This is a genomic window from Methylobacter tundripaludum (genome assembly GCF_002934365.1).
Taxonomy (GTDB): domain Bacteria; phylum Pseudomonadota; class Gammaproteobacteria; order Methylococcales; family Methylomonadaceae; genus Methylobacter_A; species Methylobacter_A tundripaludum_A.
The window spans coordinates 265,515-282,950 of record NZ_PTIY01000004.1; the positions used below are offsets into that span (position 1 = coordinate 265,515).

Below are 17,436 nucleotides of genomic sequence, written 5' to 3' on the forward strand. Positions count from 1 at the left end.
CCTCCAGCCGCTGGAAATACGCTGTCATCTGTGACGCGCTGCGCCGCGAATTGAACGCTCCATCCATGCAGCGCGACAAATAGGACAAAAACTATCTGTGCGCAACATCAGTCAATAAGCTGCGATTGCAGCTATCCACCCTAAAAACCGCAGTTAAGCGTCCCAAATGGGCCGTATCCGTGAGCCTGAGTTTTCCAGGCCCATGCCCAATTTAAGTGTTTGGCGAGAATGTTGATAGCCAGTATAAACGGCAATACGCGGGCGATTGCATCGTCGTGCATAAATTATTACCACGCGCCAACGGCAGCAATAATTTTTTACCGGATAAATTCACAAGTGTGAAGTTCAAACGTCAATTCTTTACCTTTTAATTTCTTATTAATGCTGTTGGAGGGCCATGGTTGTAATCAAATTTCCCCTTCGAAGCGAACATTTCCAAGAAACTGAAATCGACAATCCGGCGGCGGATGGTTCGCACCAGTTCAGGAGTGGCGCTGAGTTCGAGGGTAATCTGGAATCGGAATCCTGGCGCGATGCTTACGGTGATGGCCAAGAACGCTTGCAGCCTAAGAATTCCGGTCGAAAAAAAGCTCTGTCGCCCGCGCAAGTAATTGCACAGTCCATAGGGCCGTCCAGTCCCATGCCTACGGTAAGAAAGCGCACGCCGACCCCGGCGGAAGTCATCGCTCAATCGCTACAGCCCACGAATTTTGGCGGTGCGGGATTGCTGGGCGATTCTTTTTGGCAAGGCTGGATGGAGCATGAAGAGTACCTGCGCAGGAAATGCAATTATCTGTTAGGCGGCAACAGGGAGGAGGCCGAGGACGTTTTGAGCGCGGCGATGATGCAGGCTTTCCAGAACTTTACCAACCAATCCTGCGGCGTCGGAAATATGCGCGCCTGGTTGACGACTATTGTCCATAATGCATGCATGGACGGATTCCGCAAATCAAAACGCAAGAATAATTACTTTACCGACATTGAAACGTCGGAAATTGAGAATATACCCGCCGACTACGGCGCGCCGTCGCAATCGCCGGAAGACATCGTCAGAATCCGGGAATCGCTGGACGAACTGTACCAGCTGATTTTGGCGTTGCCCGAGACCTTGCGCGAACCTCTTTTACTGAGAACGATAGAACATCTTTCCTACCCTGAGATTGCAACGCGGCTCAATCTAACCGAAGCCAATGTCCGCAAACGCCTCCAGCAGGCGCGCGACCGGCTTCGCGCCAGCAAACTGAGTGACGGTTTGTCCGAATACTCAGGAAACACTCCCCGTAACTATTAGTTTTGCACGGTCGGTTAGCCAACGGCGTACTTAAGCCGTTTGTTGATTTGTTCAATACCGAGTATACGAATTGTCCCTTGCACCACCGGTTAGGATCTGGTTACAAATAACTTCCCAAAATCACTGTTTTCGGTTGTCAGGCCGTTCGTGCTGAGCCTGTCGAAGTATGATCGGCTTGACGCGGTGGGTCGAAACTTTTCCGCCCACCCCATTCGACAAGCTCATGACAGGCTTCGACAAGGCTCTCCTGAGCGTAGCCGAAGGGCTCAGGGCGAACGGAAAAGTTTCATCCGATCCATATCGGGAAGTTATTACTGACCATCTCCTTAGCGTTTATTGTCCCTCAGCCGGGTCCGCGTTTGCAGAGGTGGCGTTGCCCGTATCCGAAATTTCGCCTGTACCTGGAGCCGCGGTTTTTTGATCAAGCCGTCGCGAAACTTCTTCGGTAATCATGTCTTTTATGGCGTCAAGGAATTGTTGCGTTGCTACGGCATGCTGGGCGGCAGCGGTTTTAACAGCGGTAGAGCCTGATGCTGTCAGCATGCTTAATGCAGCGACAAGTTTTTCGGTCGGGGTCGAAGCGACAACAGCGGCGTCCGCTTGGGTTACGGGGTCAGCGGGCTTTGAGGTGACTCCGGGTTCTGGAACCGCTACGGGTATCGCCTCTTTCACTGTCTGCAAAAAGGTGTCCAGGGTGTCGGTACTTTGCCGGGTATTGGCGACTGCCTGAGTTACCGCCTCCCGTTGCGCGGCAATAGCCTCTGCGAGGGTGGCTCTCTGGGATTCGAAGGAACGGCGGATGGATTCCCGATGCTGCATTGCCGCTTGTAAAATTTGCACCGTCGGATAGGGGCTGGCCGGTTCAGCGGCTTTCGCTGGAGGCTCATTCGTCGTGTCAGTCTCATTTGGGATGTCAGTCATGGCCGTGCCGATTTAACAATTGATTATGAAAAAAGATTTTAGCGCACGCATATTGGATAAACAATTTTAGTACATACAGTACCGGGCGCATTCCGACGGTGGTGCGGTCAAAGAACGTCTTCCGAGTTTCTGCGTTTATATGCCTATAAAGGGTGCGGCGGCAATGATTTATGCGGCCTGAAACATTGCCGCCGCCGGCGTATCCGGGTTGCCAAGGCTGAGGAAAAGGCGTTGTACATAGAGGTATCGATAAGCGTGTCAGCGCGGGAAATCCGTGGCGACGCTGATGGCGCTCATGCCGACTGTTTCAAGGTTGGTTGCGGCCATCGTGACAGCCGTCTGGGCTTGTGTCAGGATCTGGCTGTAGGAAGGATCTTTCGTCTCCAGAAGCAGCTTTAGCGCCATACCTTGGGCGGTGGAGGAGATAGCCATAATGTTACGCAAGTAGTCGGTTGCATCCTGTACCGCAAAGGCCGCAGCCTGGCTGGCTTTTTGATAAGCGATGCCGGAGTCTATCACTTTACTGGTATCGCTGCTGCCTATGCGGACGGCGTCCCGCGTCTGCTTGACCGCATCGACGATTTGCGAGTTGACCAGTACCTGATTGCTATCGGCGGTTGGGCTCTCCGGTTCAGCGGCTTTTTTTGCGTCTTCAGGGGCATCTTTTGGAGCGCCTGATTCGGCGGGATCTTTCATCTCGTCATTAGGGTCTTGGATATTTTCTTCACTCATAGCTGAAGTCCTCGTTTATTTGTCGATGTCATTATTTTTCCGATTTGGTCATACCGCCCGAGGAAATTTCCAGAATTTGCTTGCAGGCGGTTGAGGTGATCGCGTTGCTGATCTGTTGCAGACCGCCTTGCGCCTGCATCGAGTTCTGCATAGCCAAGCTGACGGAATGAGCCAGGGTCTGATACAGAACCGCCATGGCTTGGGCTGGTGCTTCGCCCAGCACCTTGACGTTGGTCTGTGTCACAGCGTCGGTGATTTGCGAATTGACCGGTGTGTTGTCTGCCATGGTTCTATGCCTCTTGGGTTAATTTGGCCGGGCGCTTGGCGCCCGGATGTTCAGCGCTTGGTTGCGGCCAATGCCACCAGCAGCGCCAGCAGTACACCGGAATTGTCGCTTTTGCCGAGTTTCGAGGCCGCCGTCGCCGCAGCCATGGTGTTGACGCTGTACATTTGAATCACACCCAGATTGGTCGCCGCCTGGCTGGAAATCGCCGCATGCTGCTGAGCCATGGTAGAGTTCTGGTAGAGGATGCCCAGCGAGTGAGCCATGGTCGTGTACAGCGAACCCATAGCGATGGCCGGTGCGTTGCCCAGGACTGAAATGTTGGCTTGCGTCACCGCATCGGTGATTTGTCCGTTTACGGCGGTCGGGAATGCCATAGAAATTCTCCAAATAAAAATCTGTAATGTGCGTCATGGTCTGTCTAAGTTGGTATAAACGTGCCAATGGCGGTTTTGTGAGCGCTCCGTCGGCCTTATGGCGATTTCGGCTCAACTTTCAACAACATGGTGCAAATCACCGATGTAGCGCTGTTGCCAACCTGCTGCATCCCGCCCTGAGTCTGCATGGCGTTTTCCATCGACAGACTGGTCGAGTGCGCCAGCGCTTGGTAGGCGACGCCCAATGCTTCCCACGGCGACTCCCCGACGACCTTAACATTGGTCTGGGTGATGGCGTCGGTAATTTGCGGGTTTACCTGAGGATCTGGATTTGCCATAGCCTAACCCCCCGCTTATGTGACTACCGGCATTTGCGGCTCGGGAGGACGATGTTCGGTTACTGTCTGTTGCCACGACGAAGTTTGCAGGTTGACGGCTCTTTTTTGGGGCGGTTTAGTACCGAGAAGCTTGGTGACGTTCCGGGTCGTGACAGACAGCCCAACTGTCGCCTGTTGCTGTTGCTGATTCACCATGTTGGCGAACAGCACCGTCAGCGCCTGAGTTTGCCCTAGATAGGCGTTGATCGCCGCCGTTGCCGGTCCAAGTCCCAGCACATGGCTGCTGGTCTGGGTGACGCCGTCGGTAATCTGAGAATGCACTAATTTTGGCATGGCCGTTCCTCGTTATGTTGTTGATGCTGGATACGCCGCCATGCTCATTCCTCATCGCCGGCGGCGAATAATTGCGTGAGCTCCTGGGTCAGCGTGGTCGCTGCGATATTCGCGTATTGCGCCTGCTGGTTGACCATGTTGGCGAATAGAATGGTCTGCGACTGGGCCTGGCCGAGGTAGGCGTTGACCGCGGCCGTTGCCGGCCCCAACCCCAAAACATGGACCGAGCTTTGGGTGACTCCGTCAGTGATTTGCGCGTTGCAACCGGGGTCTCCATTACTCCCATGATCATGGGTATCCGGGTCTCCCGTTTGATTGGTATCTTTGATGTTATCCATGAGCTTCTCTTAATTTCAGGTGAGAAAATATGTCGTGAAAAGATAGGGTGATCTGGGCGACCACCCCCAATCTTAGCTTTGGGTAGCCTTGAGGGCGCTCAACAAGGCCAACATCGTATCGGGCACGTCGCTTTGGCTGACTTTGCTGGTAGCTACCGCGCCGGCCATGGTATCGACGCTGTACAGCTGAATCACGCCCTGATTGGTCGCCGCCTGTGCGGAGATAGCCAGCTGCTGTTGGGCGCTGGTGGCGTTTTGATACAAGATTCCGGTGGAATGGGCCAGGGATTGATAGATCGCGCCCATCGCCATGGCTGGGGCGTCGCCCAATACTTTTACGTTGGCTTGGGTTACTGCATCGGTGATTTGACCGTTAACGGCTGTTGGGATTGCCATAATAAAACTCCTTAACTGGATTTACGAATAAGTGATGATTTTTCCGCCGAGGCCTGCGCCTATAGGCGATGTTAAAACGTTGTTGCTGTTTTCAGAAACGTTTAATCGTTCCGGTATTGCGTTTTGCTAACTTCTGGTCGCTTTAAGGGCGGTCAACAAGGCCAGCATGGTGTCGGGCACGTCGCTTTGGCTGACTTTGCTGGTAGCCACCGCGCCGGCCATGGTATCGACGCTGTACAGCTGGATCACGCCCTGGTTGGTGGCCGCCTGTGCGGAGATAGCCAGCTGCTGCTGGGCGCTGGTGGCGTTTTGGTACAGGATTCCGGTGGAATGAGCGAGGGATTGATAGATCGCGCCCATCGCCATGGCTGGCGCATCGCCCAGCACTTTGACGTTGGTTTGGGTCACGGCATCGGTTATTTGATCGTTGACGGCGGTAGGGAATGCCATATCGAGTTCCTTATTTAAGTAATGAAAATAAAGTGGGGTGAGCCACCGGAGAAGACCGTAACCGGAAGGTTTCCGTCTCTGCTTAAATAGACGATTCGGCTTGGCGTTTGTGAATCGTTGGAAGAAGTTTTTGTAAAAAATAAAATATCGAGGTCGGAATATGTCTGTTGGCAGGATAACTTATCCAAATGACAGGGTAATCTATGGAGTGAGCAGCCTTGATTCCCAATGAGGCGGTGGAAACATGGGGAATCAGGTCTAACAGGCCCTGTAAGTTTAGAAAGTTAGCGTTTCCAGGATTACCCCCAATCTGGAGATTGAGGGGCGGATAATGAACGGAACAATAAAATGCAGCCTGCATCGTGGGCGAATCCGGCTGTTTTATCGGAGAAGGCTTACATTATTGCGGGAAACTTTCCGCCAAGGAAGTTTGCTCTTTTATATCCGGTTCGTTCCCGGTAACCATTGAGTTGATTTCTCCCAGCCAGGCTTGGATAAGTTTTATTTGCTTGGGATCATAGCCGCTGCCCCGATTGCCCACAATGCTGTTCGAAATCGGCAGGATTAGAGACTGGTCAATTTTTGGATACCTGGCGGCCACGAATATTTCGCATAATGGACGTTCCGCTTGATTTAAAAAATAGACCACAGGCATGTCATTAAAAATTTGCAGCCATCTTTGGAGGGCTTGTGTATGTTCGAGATCGTAGCCGTAGGGGGAAATGCGCCGCCCCCCGATAATCAGGCTTTCAACCATCGGCCAATTGCCGGGGTCGAGTCGTGGATAGCGGCCGGCGAGCAAAACGGCGATGCCGGTCTGGTCCATGCCGTTGAAATCGACCGTTTTCTCACCGACGATGATCTCCATGAAACCGAGCAGATCGGTTACATTGGCCCGTGCGGCAGGAAGGAACGCCCGCAAGCTCTTAATATCAAAATTACTTTCATTGTTTTTATGAGTAATTGTCTCGATATACAGCATATTCTCGATAACTTGATCGCAGCATTGGCCGAATCGCCCGCTTTCCTCTTCGCCTACGAGCTCTTTTATTTTATTTTGATAAATCCCTTGGAAGTCACTTATGCTTATCTTTAGAAAAATTGTAGAAAGCCGAAGAATAGGCAAAAGAGCTCCTGGGCTATAAGGCGCCTTATCAGGATTCTCGAAAAAAACAGCATCTTGCAGAAAGTTCAATGCGTCACGAGACAGACCATTCCCGTCATCGGCATTTCCCCGTATATCAAAGCCGGTGATCCCCTCGATCTGGCTACGGATGACTCCAAGCTGGTCGGCGGTCACCTGCGGGGCCTGGTTGAGCTGCTTGACCAAATTCAGCATCTGCTTATCGATGGGGGGATCGGTCTTTTCCACATACAGTGGTGTTGGCGAGTGCCTATTGCCATCGTTGGCCTTGGCAAGCGCGAATGCGGCAGCGCCGATAACTTCCAATCCCAAGTATTTATCTGTGCCGTCAAGTTGTAGGCCGAGTGCGGTGCTTTCGCGGGAACCGAAACGCTGGCTGACGTCATTAATCGCTTTAAGCTTCACTTTGTCTAATATTGGCAGCAGTACCCGTGCCGCGCCGATGCGGGTCACTCGCTCCCCAAACTTCTCATTTCCCATAGGATATCGAAGAATTTCCCGTGCCTTCGGGTCTTGTCCGGTGGCGTAGACGATAAAATCCACATTTATATTTTTTCCGCTACCGTTAGGCTCAGTGTATGTGATTGTGTAGCTTTCTTTATTCTGATCTATTGTAAGTCCACCCCTTCCTGAACTTTTATACTTTATAATGCAGTCTTCAACCGCCTTGATGGCCTGATCCCCTTTTATACTCTCATCAATTTCATAATGCTTGGTCGCCAACCAGAAAGGCTTATCGTTTGTTCTTAGCAAGTAATTAAGCGTAAATCCGTACTGTAACGCCGCGATGGCCGCGTCTATACCGGCATTGGGTCCCATCAAGGCCACTGTTTTGCCTTTGTCGCCATTCTTTTCAAGATTTCCGCACAGGCGCATAAAGCTGTCCAGGTCGAGTATCCCGCTTTCGAGGGATGTATCTAAAAAAGGCACGGTTATGCATATGTCGTTATTCTCTTTTGAATAAAGTCCTTCTTTTATAAGCAGTTCCTGCAAGAAATCCGGCACCGTGTGCGGGCCTGCACCGCCGCCATAAACGATCTTCAGCGCAGTAACCGGTGTGGGAAGTTTTTCCGGTGGGTAACCGACCGAAATGGGACGGTTGAATTGAACATACTCCAATTCGTTGACGGTGATCGAAGCGCCGATATCCTCCTTGAATACGACCGTCCCGTCCGCTGAACAACGTTCCAAAGGCTCAGTCAAGGTAATGGTTTTCGTGTCGATTTTGGTGACAAGCGCCGGAATATCATTGACTTGTTTGCCCGCTTTTATAAGACGCTGTTTCCAATCGGCGATTATTTTTTCGTTGTCACTGACTAGTACTTGCCTTTCGGTCGGATTTGGTGACTGTGAACGCCGGTCTTCAAGGCTGCGCCCGTACATGTACACGGCGTGGTTAACGATGCCCGCATCGCCTCGCACTACGTTTTGCCAGGCATCGACCCCGCCGATGATGCAAATTTTTTTCGCCCATTGGAGGTCTGCCATGTAAAGGTAGGTGGCTATGCTGTAGCCGCGTCCTACAAAAACAATATCGTAATCAAAATCAGCCATCTCTATTTCCCGTAATGGAATTTTATCGGTAAGGGCGCTAAGCGGTGATGTTACTGATAGTGTCTATCCAGCAACTGAAAAGCATTTCCCGTTCATCGCGTGGCGCGTCAAAAGGCGTCTCGGTTTGGGCGTCGTCCGGTTCCGAAGAATCTTTGGAATCGAGGACGGACGACGATCTGGCAACATATATTTGAACAGAAGACTGCAAACGTTCGACCAGATCATTTTGGGTTCTGGCCATTTCTGGTGGGATAGTTCGTTTGAGGTTCAGTTGCCCCATTTTCATTAAGGCCGTATTGGCTGTGATGAGCCCTAGAAATAACGGCAGTACTGTTTTGTTGGCAAAGTCAAGTGATTGTCTTAGCGATTCGATCGAGAGGGGATTTGATAATTGGAGGTTAAGCAAACACTGTTTAAAATCGGTCAGGGTTGCGACTATAGCGATTTGTGGTTCATCGTAGTCGGGGCGTTTTCGGAGACTGGCGATGACGGGATCCAGATTGTCCAGCACCGATTGGATCGCGTTGGATAGCAATACGCTCTTGGGCATTGTTGTGAACCTCTCTTATTGGCGATAAAAGTGGGCAAGGTCGACCACTGTTGGCATGTTAGTAAAAGCGGACGGGCAGTCTTGGGTTGTTTTTTGAGATGTAACGAGACAGGGACGAACGCTAAGTGGTATGTATATCCTGTCTCGTTTTAAGGTTTGTTGTTGGAGTTAGGTTTCGGCGGCTGCGGCACGCTGCCCTGGATGGCGTCGATGGCTTCGAGCGTCATTTCCATGACGTGTTTTTCAAGCTTCAGCATTTCTTCGCGCATTTCCGGGTACAGTGTATTGTTTTGAACCAGGATTGACATTTGGTTGGCGGTGGCGTCGGTAAATGTTTTAAGTGCTGACTGTATGGCGGCCTCGGTTGCTTTTACGCCGGCCGAACCATACATGATCCGGTCGAGCAGTTCTTGTTGAGAGGGCGTTTCGCTAGGCATGTTCGTGGTCTCCGGCAAAAGGGAAGGAGGGTGAATTCTTCCGGCGGCAGTGTTATTTGGGTTTTGATATTTTATTGCTGAGACGCGGCGGCGTGGGCGAGTCGTCAGTATTCAGCTCTTTGATGCGGGTCGTCGTTACGGTGACGTCATTTGAATTTCCGGCCGGGGTCCCGCAGGTGCGGGCATTATCGGGGGTGTCCTCCGGCTTTGCGGCTTGATTAGCGGATGGCGCGTCGTCAGCATCGTCGTCATCGGCCGTTGTGTTCGAGCTATCGGTATCATTCGTTGGCGGCGATAGCTCGGCGTCCTTCAAATCCTGATCCATTTCCAGCATATAGGTGATCGCTTCTATTTCTACATTGTTAGCGCCCAACTCCACAGTTTTTGCGTTCAACTCGACCCGCGAGGCTTCAAATACAACTTTCTCAGCCGTGTCCAATTCAATAGAAATCGCAACGGCATCGTCTGTATCCAATAATGCTACAGCCTCTTCGGGATTGGTATCCTCGTCGGGTTCATGGATCGTTGTCATAGGAAACTCCGTAGTCGTCTGTCAATAAAATTAACCGCCCATGCCGCCGGATGAAATTTCCAGAATTTGCTTGCAGGCGGTCGAGGTGATGGCGTTGCTGATTTGTTGCAGACCGCCTTGCGCCTGCATCGAATTCTGCATCGACAGGCTGACGGAATGAGAAAGGGTCTGATACAGAACCGCCATGGCCTGAGCCGGCGCCTCGCCCAGCACTTTGACGTTGGTCTGTGTTACTGCATCGGTGATTTGCGAATTGACCGGTGTGTTATCTGCCATGATGTTATGCCTCTTGAATTAGTTTGTCCGTGTGCTCTTAATGCCCATATTCAGCGTTTGCTTGCCGCCAATGCTACCAGCAGCGCCAGCAGCAGACCGGAGTTGTCGCTTTTACCCAGCCTTGAGGACGCCGTCGCCGCGGCCATGGTGTTGACGCTGTACATTTGAATCACTCCCAGGTTAGTCGCCGCCTGGCTGGAAATCGCCGCATGTTGCTGAGCCAGGGTAGAGTTCTGGTACAGAATGCCCAGCGAGTGAGCCATGGTCGTATACAGCGAACCCATGGCTACGGCCGGCGCATTGCCCAGGACTGACATGTTGGCTTGCGTCACCGCGTCGGTGATTTGTCCGTTTACGGCGGTCGGGAATGCCATAGAAATTCTCCAAATAAAAGTCTGTAAAGTGGCGTCATCAGCTGTCTAATTTACACAGACGTTCCGCGAACGGTTTTGTGAATAACTGGACATCATTTTTACGGCCCGACTTTTAACAACATGGTGCAAATCACCGATGTGGCGCTGTTGCCAACCTGTTGCATCCCGCCTTGAGTCTGCATGGCGTTTTCCATAGACAGACTGGTCGAGTGCGCCAGGGCTTGATAGGCGACGCCCAATGCCTCCCACGGCGATTCACCAACGTTTTTAACGTTAGTTTGGGTGACGGCGTCGGTAATTTGCGGGTTTACTTGAGGATCCGGATCCGCCATGACTGTTCCTCGCTATGTTGTTGGCATCGGATGCGTCATCCTGTTCATTCCCCGCCGCTGCCGGCAGCCAGTAACTGGGTCAGCTCCTGGGTCAACGAGGCTGCCGCGATATTCGCATACTGAGCCTGCTGGTTGACCATGTTGGAGAACAGGATGGTCTGCGACTGGGACTGGCCTATATAGGCGTTGACCGCGGCCGTTGCGGGACCCAAGCCCAAAACATTGACCGAGGTTTGGGTGACTCCGTCGGTGATTTGCGGGTTGCAACAAGAACTTCCGCCGGTTTCGTCGCTCTGGCTTGGCGGATCGCCGCTTGATGTTGGATCTGACATTTGTTTCTCCTGATCTTAGCTAAAAAATCGCCCTGTTACAGGGTGACGCTTGACTCATCCTGTAACATAAGCCGGTCTGGATTTGCCGCGCGTTAGGTCGGAAAGACGATGGCCTGTGAGACAACGCAACAACGGCCTAACGCACCAAGCCAAGCGCATTCTGGGCAGCCAAGCCGCCCAGGAACATGGATTTTTCATGGGCAAGGACTTAGGTGGCGTATGTGGGGCTGGTCTCCCACCCCCAGGCAAGCGTTTCGTACTTAACTCTTAGCTTTGGGTCGCCTTGAGCGCGGTCAACAAGGCCAGCATCGTATCGGGTACGTCGCTTTGGGCTACCTTGGCAGTGGAAACCGCACCGGCCATGGTATCGACGCTGTACAGCTGGATCACGCCCTGATTGGTGGCCGCTTGCGCGGAAATAGCCAGTTGCTGCTGTGCGCTGGTGGCGTTTTGATACAAGATGCCGGTGGAATGAGCGAGGGATTGGTAGATCGCGCCCATTGCCATAGCTGGGGCATCGCCTAATACTTTTACGTTGGCTTGAGTCACTGCATCGGTGATTTGGCCATTGACGGCTGTTGGGATTGCCATAGTTATACTCCTTAGTATATTTGTCGAAAATCGATTGGTCATTTGCTGCCGGGGACATCCCGATCAGCAGAATTCATTACAATTGCCGGGCCTTGGCGCGTTATCCGCCGGGTGCCCGAATATAAAACCCTGCGCTAGAATCTGGTCGCCTTCAGGGCGGTCAACAAGGCCAGCATCGTGTCGGGCACGTCGCTTTGCGCGACCTTGGCAGTGGAAACCGCGCCGGCCATGGTATCGACGCTGTACAGCTGAATCACGCCCTGATTGGTAGCGGCCTGTGCGGAGATTGCCAATTGCTGCTGGGCGCTGGTGGCATTCTCATAGAGGATGCCGGTAGAGTGGGCGAGGGATTGATATATCGCGCCCATCGCCATGGCCGGGGCGTCGCCCAGCACCTTGACGTTGGATTGGGTCACGGCATCGGTAATCTGATCATTAACGGCTGTTGGAAATGCCATAGTTAATCTCCTCCAATAAAATATCTAAGCTGCGGTTTTGCAGCAAGGGGTTAATCAACCACCGGACACCGGATGTTCGGCTGCGGATTCCCGAATCCGGCGGCATGTTGCTTCGGCATCGCCGAATTCATTAACTCTGCACTGCTTTGAGGGCAGTCAGCAGGGACAGTAAGTTGTTAGGTACATCGCTTTGGCTGACTTTGCTGGTGGCGACCGCTCCAGCCATGGTGTCAACGCTGTACAGCTGGATAACGCCCTGATTGGTGGCCGCTTGTGCGGAGATAGCCAGTTGCTGTTGGGCGCTGGTAGCGTTCTGGTACAAGATTCCGGTGGAATGTGCCAGGGATTGATAGATCGCTCCCATTGCCATGGCTGGGGCGTCGCCCAGCACCTTGACGTTGGATTGGGTCACGGCATCGGTAATCTGATCGTTGACGGCGGTAGGGAATGCCATAATCGAGTTCCTTATTGAGTTGATGGAAACAAGGTGGTGTCGAGCCACCGGGATTGACCGGCAGCTTGTAGGTCACTGGTCTTTGCATTAATAGACGATTCTGTCCGGTATTTGTGAACGAGTTGAAGAGGATTTTTTTTGTTTTTTTTGTAACTATTTGGCAATAGAGTAGGGATGCGCTGGTTGGACGGATAAAAGGCAAAAGGCAAAAGGCAAAAGGCGAAAAACATCTTTCACTCTTTGTCTTTCGCCTTGTGCCTGTAATATTTTTTGTCTCAATGGATTCCGCCGGGGCTTGTTTTTGGCTTGCTGTCAGCCTTTCGGCGGGTGACCGTCTGCCGGGGCAAGCGTTATCGTGCCCAAACGCAGACCCACCGGGCCTTTATCGGTCATTTCGATAAACGCGAACAAAAACGCGGGAGCTGGTGCCTGATTATCGAGGGTCGACGCTGCCGGAATGGCTAGCACAGTGGGGCTGGTCATCCGGCATCCTTCGCCGAGACCGTTTACAGGCCAGTCCAGCTTCTCCGTTGCGCCGGTGTCGTCGAACAACATCAGTTGCGGCGCGGCATCGGTCGTCGCCAGAAGAAAATAAACGCCGTCCCGGACATCCACATCGAACTCCGCAACGATCGGCTCGTCTACGATAGGCACGATATAACCGACCGATTCCAGCGATTCGTCGAACGAGACCAGCTTGACCGAGCCGAGCGCCACGCCATGCGAGGACAACATTGCCGCCTGCCTGCCGCCTTCCTGATACACAGCCCACAACGTGGTATCGCCCGGCGCATACTGAAACACTGCGCCCGAAACGGCAGGAACCAGCTTGACGCCTTTAGCCGGTCGGTTGCCGGTTGCCGACGGGAACAGCATCAGCGTCTCGCCGTCCGCAACGGCGGTCGTGCAGGCTTTCATCGCGGAAGCCGGAGCCGCGCCGCGTACAAAACGCGGATGACTGTAATCCGCTTGGTCCAGGATATTCGGAATATCCAGCGTGCCTTCTTTGGCGCCGCCGACCAACAGGGCGTTGACGGCCCCGCCGAAAGCCAGTATCGCTCCGGCGGTTCCGCCGTCAGCGGCGTTCGCCAAGGCCCAGTCCGGCACCGAGGGCAGCCATTGCGGCACGATGATCGTCGGCCGGGAACTGGAAGAGGCATCCAGGATTACACCACCTATTTCCAGGTTCGGAATAGGCATCAGCGTCGTTTCGTAAGGCATGTCGTTGGCTATGCTGATTTTCGATATGCCTGCGGCGGTCCTCGCCATGTAAAGCGCTACGCCCGAAGCGCCGCCGACCAGGCGCAACAGTCCGGTGATTTCCAGGTCCACTAAGTCAGAGATGGCGGCTTTTCCGTTCAGCATGGGATTTTTACGATATTTAAAGTTGTGCCGATCAGTTCAGGTTAATGGAACTCGGATGACGCGGATTAAAAAGCCCAAAACAAACTGTTTAAAAATCCGTTAAAACCGTCCGATCCGCGCCATCCGCCGACTGCATGGACAGATATTTGCTCCTGCAATATCTGCATTCCCCACATCCCTGTGGGTTATGCAGGAGGTAGCGCAATGCAGGAGCAATTGCCGAGTTCCATGTCTCTAAGCGCCGGCGGCCCGCTCTGCGAAGATGACCGGGAGCTGATACGGGTTTTGCTTGACGAACCCGGCGTTAGGCAGTTTTACAGGGGCGGAAGTTTCGAGAAAGCGGTACCACTGTCCGGTCGGCTTGAGTATGCTGGGCCGTTCCAATCCGGTTATCGACTCGCTAACCCAGGACAGCCAATTGGCAAACGGCGCCGAGCCGTAGGATGGATCGAAAAATATGTCGATTCCAATCTGTTGCAGCCGGACAAGGAAATGATTCTGGAACGCGGGCGGCGGCGTTGGGCTGTTCTGTCCGGCTCCGGGGGACCAGGTCGCCCAACCTGCATTGGAACCGCCGCTTCCTCCCGCCTTGCCGTCGTTATTCATAAAATGGGTATAGGCTGTGCCGTTCGCGTAGGGCGGTGCGTTGAACGTCCAGTTGCGCATCAGGAACCGAACCGCTTCCGCCGATAAGCCGGGATTGGGTTTAACTTGGATCAGCCCCGCTCCGTCAATGCCGTGGATGCCGAACATCGACATCAGCATCTGTGCAAAGGACAGGCTGGAACCGCCGCCGTCGGCGATAAGCAGCTGCGGGGCTACGGCGCCGACAGCGGTAACGGTCAAATGCTGCGCCGCGCCCAGGCGCGGATGCCAATATGCGAGCAGGACGCCGTCGTGCTTGCGTTTGAGCTTGATGTTGGGGTTTTCGGGATGAAAGGCCGAGTAAATCCCGAACGCCGCTCCGACAGCATCGGCCGTTTCTTTACCGGCGGCACAGGAAATATCGAGCACCGTCCATAGCGTATAAGCCGTTTTGGCGGCATCGGGATCGTTAAGCGCGTTCTGCGCTGTCGTTATCGGATCTTCCAGCGTCACATAAATGCCGTGTTCGGTCACGTCGAACAATGTCCAGTTTTGACCGCCGGTATTGAGTTCCCAAAAAATCAACAGCGGGTCTTCGTGCAAAATGACATCGGGCAAATTGGCGCTGTTGGAGACAGGGAAAATGACTGTGGCGTTGCCGACAGCCGGAATGCTCACCTCTTGCCGCCAGCCGAGCCGGCTTGCCCGGCCGCCGGACCGGCGAAAATAAGCGCTGGCCCGGATCGGCGTATTGTCCGCGTCGATCTTCGGCCGCCGGGTGACGTTGATTTTTGCGGCTATGCCGATAGGGGTATTCCGGGTATAGGTTTGGGGCGGCTGATATAAGACTGGTTGCGGGTATTCCTGCACAGTGCCCGGATTGGCGCGATGCCAAACCCGTGGAAAATGCTTGCAATAGCCCAGCCTGGCCAGCGTGGAACCTGTCACATAGTCGATCGTCACGGCGCGCCCGCCGCTGAAAGTGATGTTGTCGACCGCCAGTTGCGGCCCGTCGTTCCGCCATTGCCGGGGCGCGCGAATATCGAGTTGCGCCCGGAGCTGTTGCCCGCCGACGGTCGCGCTCAGGTTTACCGTGTTTGCCGCATCCAGCCGCACGGTGCGCAGACGCGCCTCAACACCGGCTTCGACCTGATTGGGGTTGCCGTTGTCGGCCCAGGCGATGTAAGCCCAGGCCGCCGCCGTATCCGGCACGGTCTCGGCCCGGACGACGGCTTTCGGGATCGGGGCTGAAATGTCGAACACATTCGGGTTGGTCAGCCGGTAGCTGTACCATTGTTGCGCTACGCCGGTTTCAAAGCCGTACACCGGGATGGTCAGCGCATTAAGGGTGGGCGTTACCTTGATTCTGGCGACCAGCGCGGTCCCGCTGACGGCGGCCTTGACAGAATATCCCGCCTGCCCGAACGGCGTCAGCACATTCCTGGCCAGAATCCTGCGATTGGCCTGGCTTCCGTGAGTTCCGTCGCCGGTCCAGGCGATATAAGCCCACGCGGCCTTATCGTCAGGGGCGGTGGTCACGGTTACGGTGACGTTTTGTTTAAGCGCATAGCTGACCGAATAATCCGAAACATTTCCCGCCGCCATGATGGCGTCGATAATCCGATCCACAGTGGACACTTGCATGGACACAAGAGTCGGCGTGATTTGGATGACCGCGGTGCGCGTCGTGTCGCCCACGGTGACGGTGATGGTATATCCGGCCTGGCCGAAAGGGCTCAAGGCATTGCGCGCCAATGTCTTGATGTTGGCTTGACCGGTAGCGGCGGCATTGCCGGTCCAAACGAGATGGGACCATGCTTCTTCGCTGACCGGCTCGGTTACGGCGCTGATCGAAATGGCGCCGTTGCCGTAGGGGATCGTATAGTGCGAGGTATTCCCGGTGGTTGACATCGGGGTCACGATCCCGGACTCAGTGGACACGATCAACGCCGTGAACCGGGGCACCACTTCGATTTTAGCTTCATACGTCGGGTTGAGTCTGGCGGCTACCGACACGGGCTTGCCCGGCGGCGTCATCGCATTGCGCGGCACCAGGCGGCGGTCATACGGATGATCGAAATCCACGCAGCCGCCCTCCCAGCTTAGATAACGGTAGGCATCCGTGTTGTCCGGCATCATTGCGGCACGCACCACGATGGGTTGACCATCGGCGGCGTAGTGCGCGATCCAGCGGTCGCCGATTTTTACCGAGTTGCTGACATCGAGACCGCCCAGCAGGGGCCGAACCGTTACGGCGATCCGCAAGCGTGTGTTGCCGAGCCACGCGGCAACGGTCATAGGCTGGTCCGGGCGGCTTATCCGGTCGCGGGGGAGCAGGCGGTAGTCGTTGGCATAACCGGCTTCGCCGCCTTCCCAAATCAGGGACTCGAACACGCCGGGGACGGACGGTTCCACGACGGCCCGGATGGTGACTACGCCAACCTGCGCGTATTCCGCGGCATATTGGCCGTCGCCGGTCTCGTCGGCCCCGCTGACTTCGAGGCGCAACAACCGGCCTTCGACCGGCGGGGGCGGCGGCATTAGAGCCGCGGTCAAACACGCCACCAGTGTCTGCACGGCATTTTGCAGTGCAAGCAGATTGACATTGTGTTGCGTCGCCATCGAGGGCGGAATGGAACGGTTGGTATTTAACTGTCCCATCTTGGTTATCGCCACATTGGCAATAATCAGATGTTCGAGCAGAGGCAGGACGGTGAACTCCGCCGAGCTTTGCAGCTCCGCCATGACCGACATCGGCAGGGAAGGGGCGATGCTGACGATCAACAAGGCTTGCTTGAAATCATTCAATAAACCGATGTCGGTGGCGAAAGCCGTGTTGTCGTTGAAATCAGGCCGCGCCTCGATGTCGTTGATGACGACCGGCAGACGCTCAAGCGTTTGTTTGATGGATTGGTTTAGTCTGGGATTGCTCGGCATGTTTACTTTCTAATCGGGTGATGTCCTTAGGGCTTTCGGTTTTGAGAAATACGGAT

General features: G+C 54.2%; 23 protein-coding genes. 1 reads left to right on the forward strand and 22 read right to left on the reverse strand.

All coding sequences use genetic code 11. The features are described 5' to 3' along the window. Nucleotides 1-397: 397 nt before the first annotated feature. On the forward strand, nucleotides 398-1,291 hold the full coding sequence (locus B0F88_RS07000; RefSeq protein ID WP_104423218.1) for an RNA polymerase sigma factor: 894 nt from the start codon (nucleotides 398-400) through the stop codon (nucleotides 1,289-1,291). Between the two features lie 333 nt (nucleotides 1,292-1,624). Here B0F88_RS07000 and B0F88_RS07005 read toward each other — a convergent pair whose 3' ends face one another. The 22 genes from B0F88_RS07005 to B0F88_RS07110 all read right to left on the reverse strand — a co-directional run bounded on the left by B0F88_RS07005 (nucleotide 1,625) and on the right by B0F88_RS07110 (nucleotide 17,380). Continuing rightward, nucleotides 1,625-2,212, reverse strand: coding sequence for a hypothetical protein (locus tag B0F88_RS07005; protein ID WP_104423219.1), 588 nt, complete (start codon nucleotides 2,210-2,212; stop codon nucleotides 1,625-1,627). A 258-nt stretch (nucleotides 2,213-2,470) separates the two neighbouring features. Continuing rightward, nucleotides 2,471-2,944, reverse strand: a complete 474-nt coding sequence (locus B0F88_RS07010; protein WP_104423220.1) for a hypothetical protein — start codon at nucleotides 2,942-2,944, stop codon at nucleotides 2,471-2,473. Nucleotides 2,945-2,975: 31 nt separating this feature from the next. After that, on the reverse strand, nucleotides 2,976-3,230 hold the full coding sequence (locus B0F88_RS07015; RefSeq protein WP_104423221.1) for a RebB family R body protein: 255 nt from the start codon (nucleotides 3,228-3,230) through the stop codon (nucleotides 2,976-2,978). Nucleotides 3,231-3,280: 50 nt separating this feature from the next. Continuing rightward, on the reverse strand, nucleotides 3,281-3,604 hold the full coding sequence (locus B0F88_RS07020) for a RebB family R body protein (protein WP_104423222.1): 324 nt from the start codon (nucleotides 3,602-3,604) through the stop codon (nucleotides 3,281-3,283). Between the two features lie 95 nt (nucleotides 3,605-3,699). Then, nucleotides 3,700-3,942: a RebB family R body protein gene (locus B0F88_RS07025; protein WP_104423223.1), complete on the reverse strand. Its 243-nt coding sequence runs from the start codon at nucleotides 3,940-3,942 to the stop codon at nucleotides 3,700-3,702. A gap of 15 nt (nucleotides 3,943-3,957) precedes the next feature. Beyond that, entirely contained in the window at nucleotides 3,958-4,275 is a 318-nt protein-coding gene (locus tag B0F88_RS07030; RefSeq protein WP_104423224.1) for a RebB family R body protein, read from the reverse strand. Nucleotides 4,276-4,319: 44 nt separating this feature from the next. Further along, on the reverse strand, nucleotides 4,320-4,613 hold the full coding sequence (locus B0F88_RS07035) for a RebB family R body protein (RefSeq protein WP_104423225.1): 294 nt from the start codon (nucleotides 4,611-4,613) through the stop codon (nucleotides 4,320-4,322). A gap of 72 nt (nucleotides 4,614-4,685) precedes the next feature. Further along, nucleotides 4,686-5,009, reverse strand: coding sequence for a RebB family R body protein (locus B0F88_RS07040; RefSeq protein WP_104423226.1), 324 nt, complete (start codon nucleotides 5,007-5,009; stop codon nucleotides 4,686-4,688). Nucleotides 5,010-5,135: 126 nt separating this feature from the next. Beyond that, on the reverse strand, nucleotides 5,136-5,459 hold the full coding sequence (locus tag B0F88_RS07045; RefSeq protein ID WP_104423227.1) for a RebB family R body protein: 324 nt from the start codon (nucleotides 5,457-5,459) through the stop codon (nucleotides 5,136-5,138). Nucleotides 5,460-5,859: 400 nt separating this feature from the next. Next, complete coding sequence (locus B0F88_RS07050; RefSeq protein WP_104423228.1) at nucleotides 5,860-8,157, reverse strand: hypothetical protein; 2,298 nt, start codon at nucleotides 8,155-8,157, stop codon at nucleotides 5,860-5,862. 37 nt (nucleotides 8,158-8,194) lie between these two features. Further along, nucleotides 8,195-8,707 (reverse strand): hypothetical protein, encoded by a 513-nt coding sequence (locus B0F88_RS07055; protein ID WP_104423229.1) that lies wholly within the window; start codon nucleotides 8,705-8,707, stop codon nucleotides 8,195-8,197. A gap of 149 nt (nucleotides 8,708-8,856) precedes the next feature. After that, nucleotides 8,857-9,144 (reverse strand): hypothetical protein, encoded by a 288-nt coding sequence (locus tag B0F88_RS07060; protein WP_104423230.1) that lies wholly within the window; start codon nucleotides 9,142-9,144, stop codon nucleotides 8,857-8,859. Nucleotides 9,145-9,196: 52 nt separating this feature from the next. Further along, nucleotides 9,197-9,676 carry a hypothetical protein gene (locus B0F88_RS07065; RefSeq protein WP_104423231.1) on the reverse strand — a complete coding sequence of 160 codons (480 nt, stop codon included), beginning with the start codon at nucleotides 9,674-9,676 and terminating at the stop codon, nucleotides 9,197-9,199. A gap of 30 nt (nucleotides 9,677-9,706) precedes the next feature. Then, a complete protein-coding gene (locus tag B0F88_RS07070) occupies nucleotides 9,707-9,952 on the reverse strand; it encodes a RebB family R body protein (RefSeq protein ID WP_104423232.1) in 246 nt (81 codons plus the stop codon). A gap of 50 nt (nucleotides 9,953-10,002) precedes the next feature. Continuing rightward, nucleotides 10,003-10,326 (reverse strand): RebB family R body protein, encoded by a 324-nt coding sequence (locus B0F88_RS07075; protein WP_104423233.1) that lies wholly within the window; start codon nucleotides 10,324-10,326, stop codon nucleotides 10,003-10,005. 98 nt (nucleotides 10,327-10,424) lie between these two features. After that, on the reverse strand, nucleotides 10,425-10,658 hold the full coding sequence (locus tag B0F88_RS07080) for a RebB family R body protein (protein WP_104423234.1): 234 nt from the start codon (nucleotides 10,656-10,658) through the stop codon (nucleotides 10,425-10,427). A gap of 44 nt (nucleotides 10,659-10,702) precedes the next feature. After that, the gene (locus B0F88_RS07085) at nucleotides 10,703-10,990 is read right to left on the reverse strand and encodes a RebB family R body protein (protein WP_104423235.1); all 288 of its coding nucleotides are present in this window, start codon (nucleotides 10,988-10,990) and stop codon (nucleotides 10,703-10,705) included. 267 nt (nucleotides 10,991-11,257) lie between these two features. Beyond that, a complete protein-coding gene (locus tag B0F88_RS07090; protein WP_104423236.1) occupies nucleotides 11,258-11,581 on the reverse strand; it encodes a RebB family R body protein in 324 nt (107 codons plus the stop codon). A gap of 134 nt (nucleotides 11,582-11,715) precedes the next feature. Further along, entirely contained in the window at nucleotides 11,716-12,039 is a 324-nt protein-coding gene (locus B0F88_RS07095) for a RebB family R body protein (protein ID WP_104423237.1), read from the reverse strand. Nucleotides 12,040-12,169: 130 nt separating this feature from the next. Beyond that, nucleotides 12,170-12,493, reverse strand: a complete 324-nt coding sequence (locus B0F88_RS07100) for a RebB family R body protein (RefSeq protein WP_104423238.1) — start codon at nucleotides 12,491-12,493, stop codon at nucleotides 12,170-12,172. 312 nt (nucleotides 12,494-12,805) lie between these two features. Next, nucleotides 12,806-13,858, reverse strand: coding sequence for a hypothetical protein (locus B0F88_RS07105; protein ID WP_104423239.1), 1,053 nt, complete (start codon nucleotides 13,856-13,858; stop codon nucleotides 12,806-12,808). Nucleotides 13,859-14,092: 234 nt separating this feature from the next. After that, nucleotides 14,093-17,380 carry a hypothetical protein gene (locus B0F88_RS07110; protein ID WP_104423240.1) on the reverse strand — a complete coding sequence of 1,096 codons (3,288 nt, stop codon included), beginning with the start codon at nucleotides 17,378-17,380 and terminating at the stop codon, nucleotides 14,093-14,095. Nucleotides 17,381-17,436 lie beyond the last annotated feature (56 nt).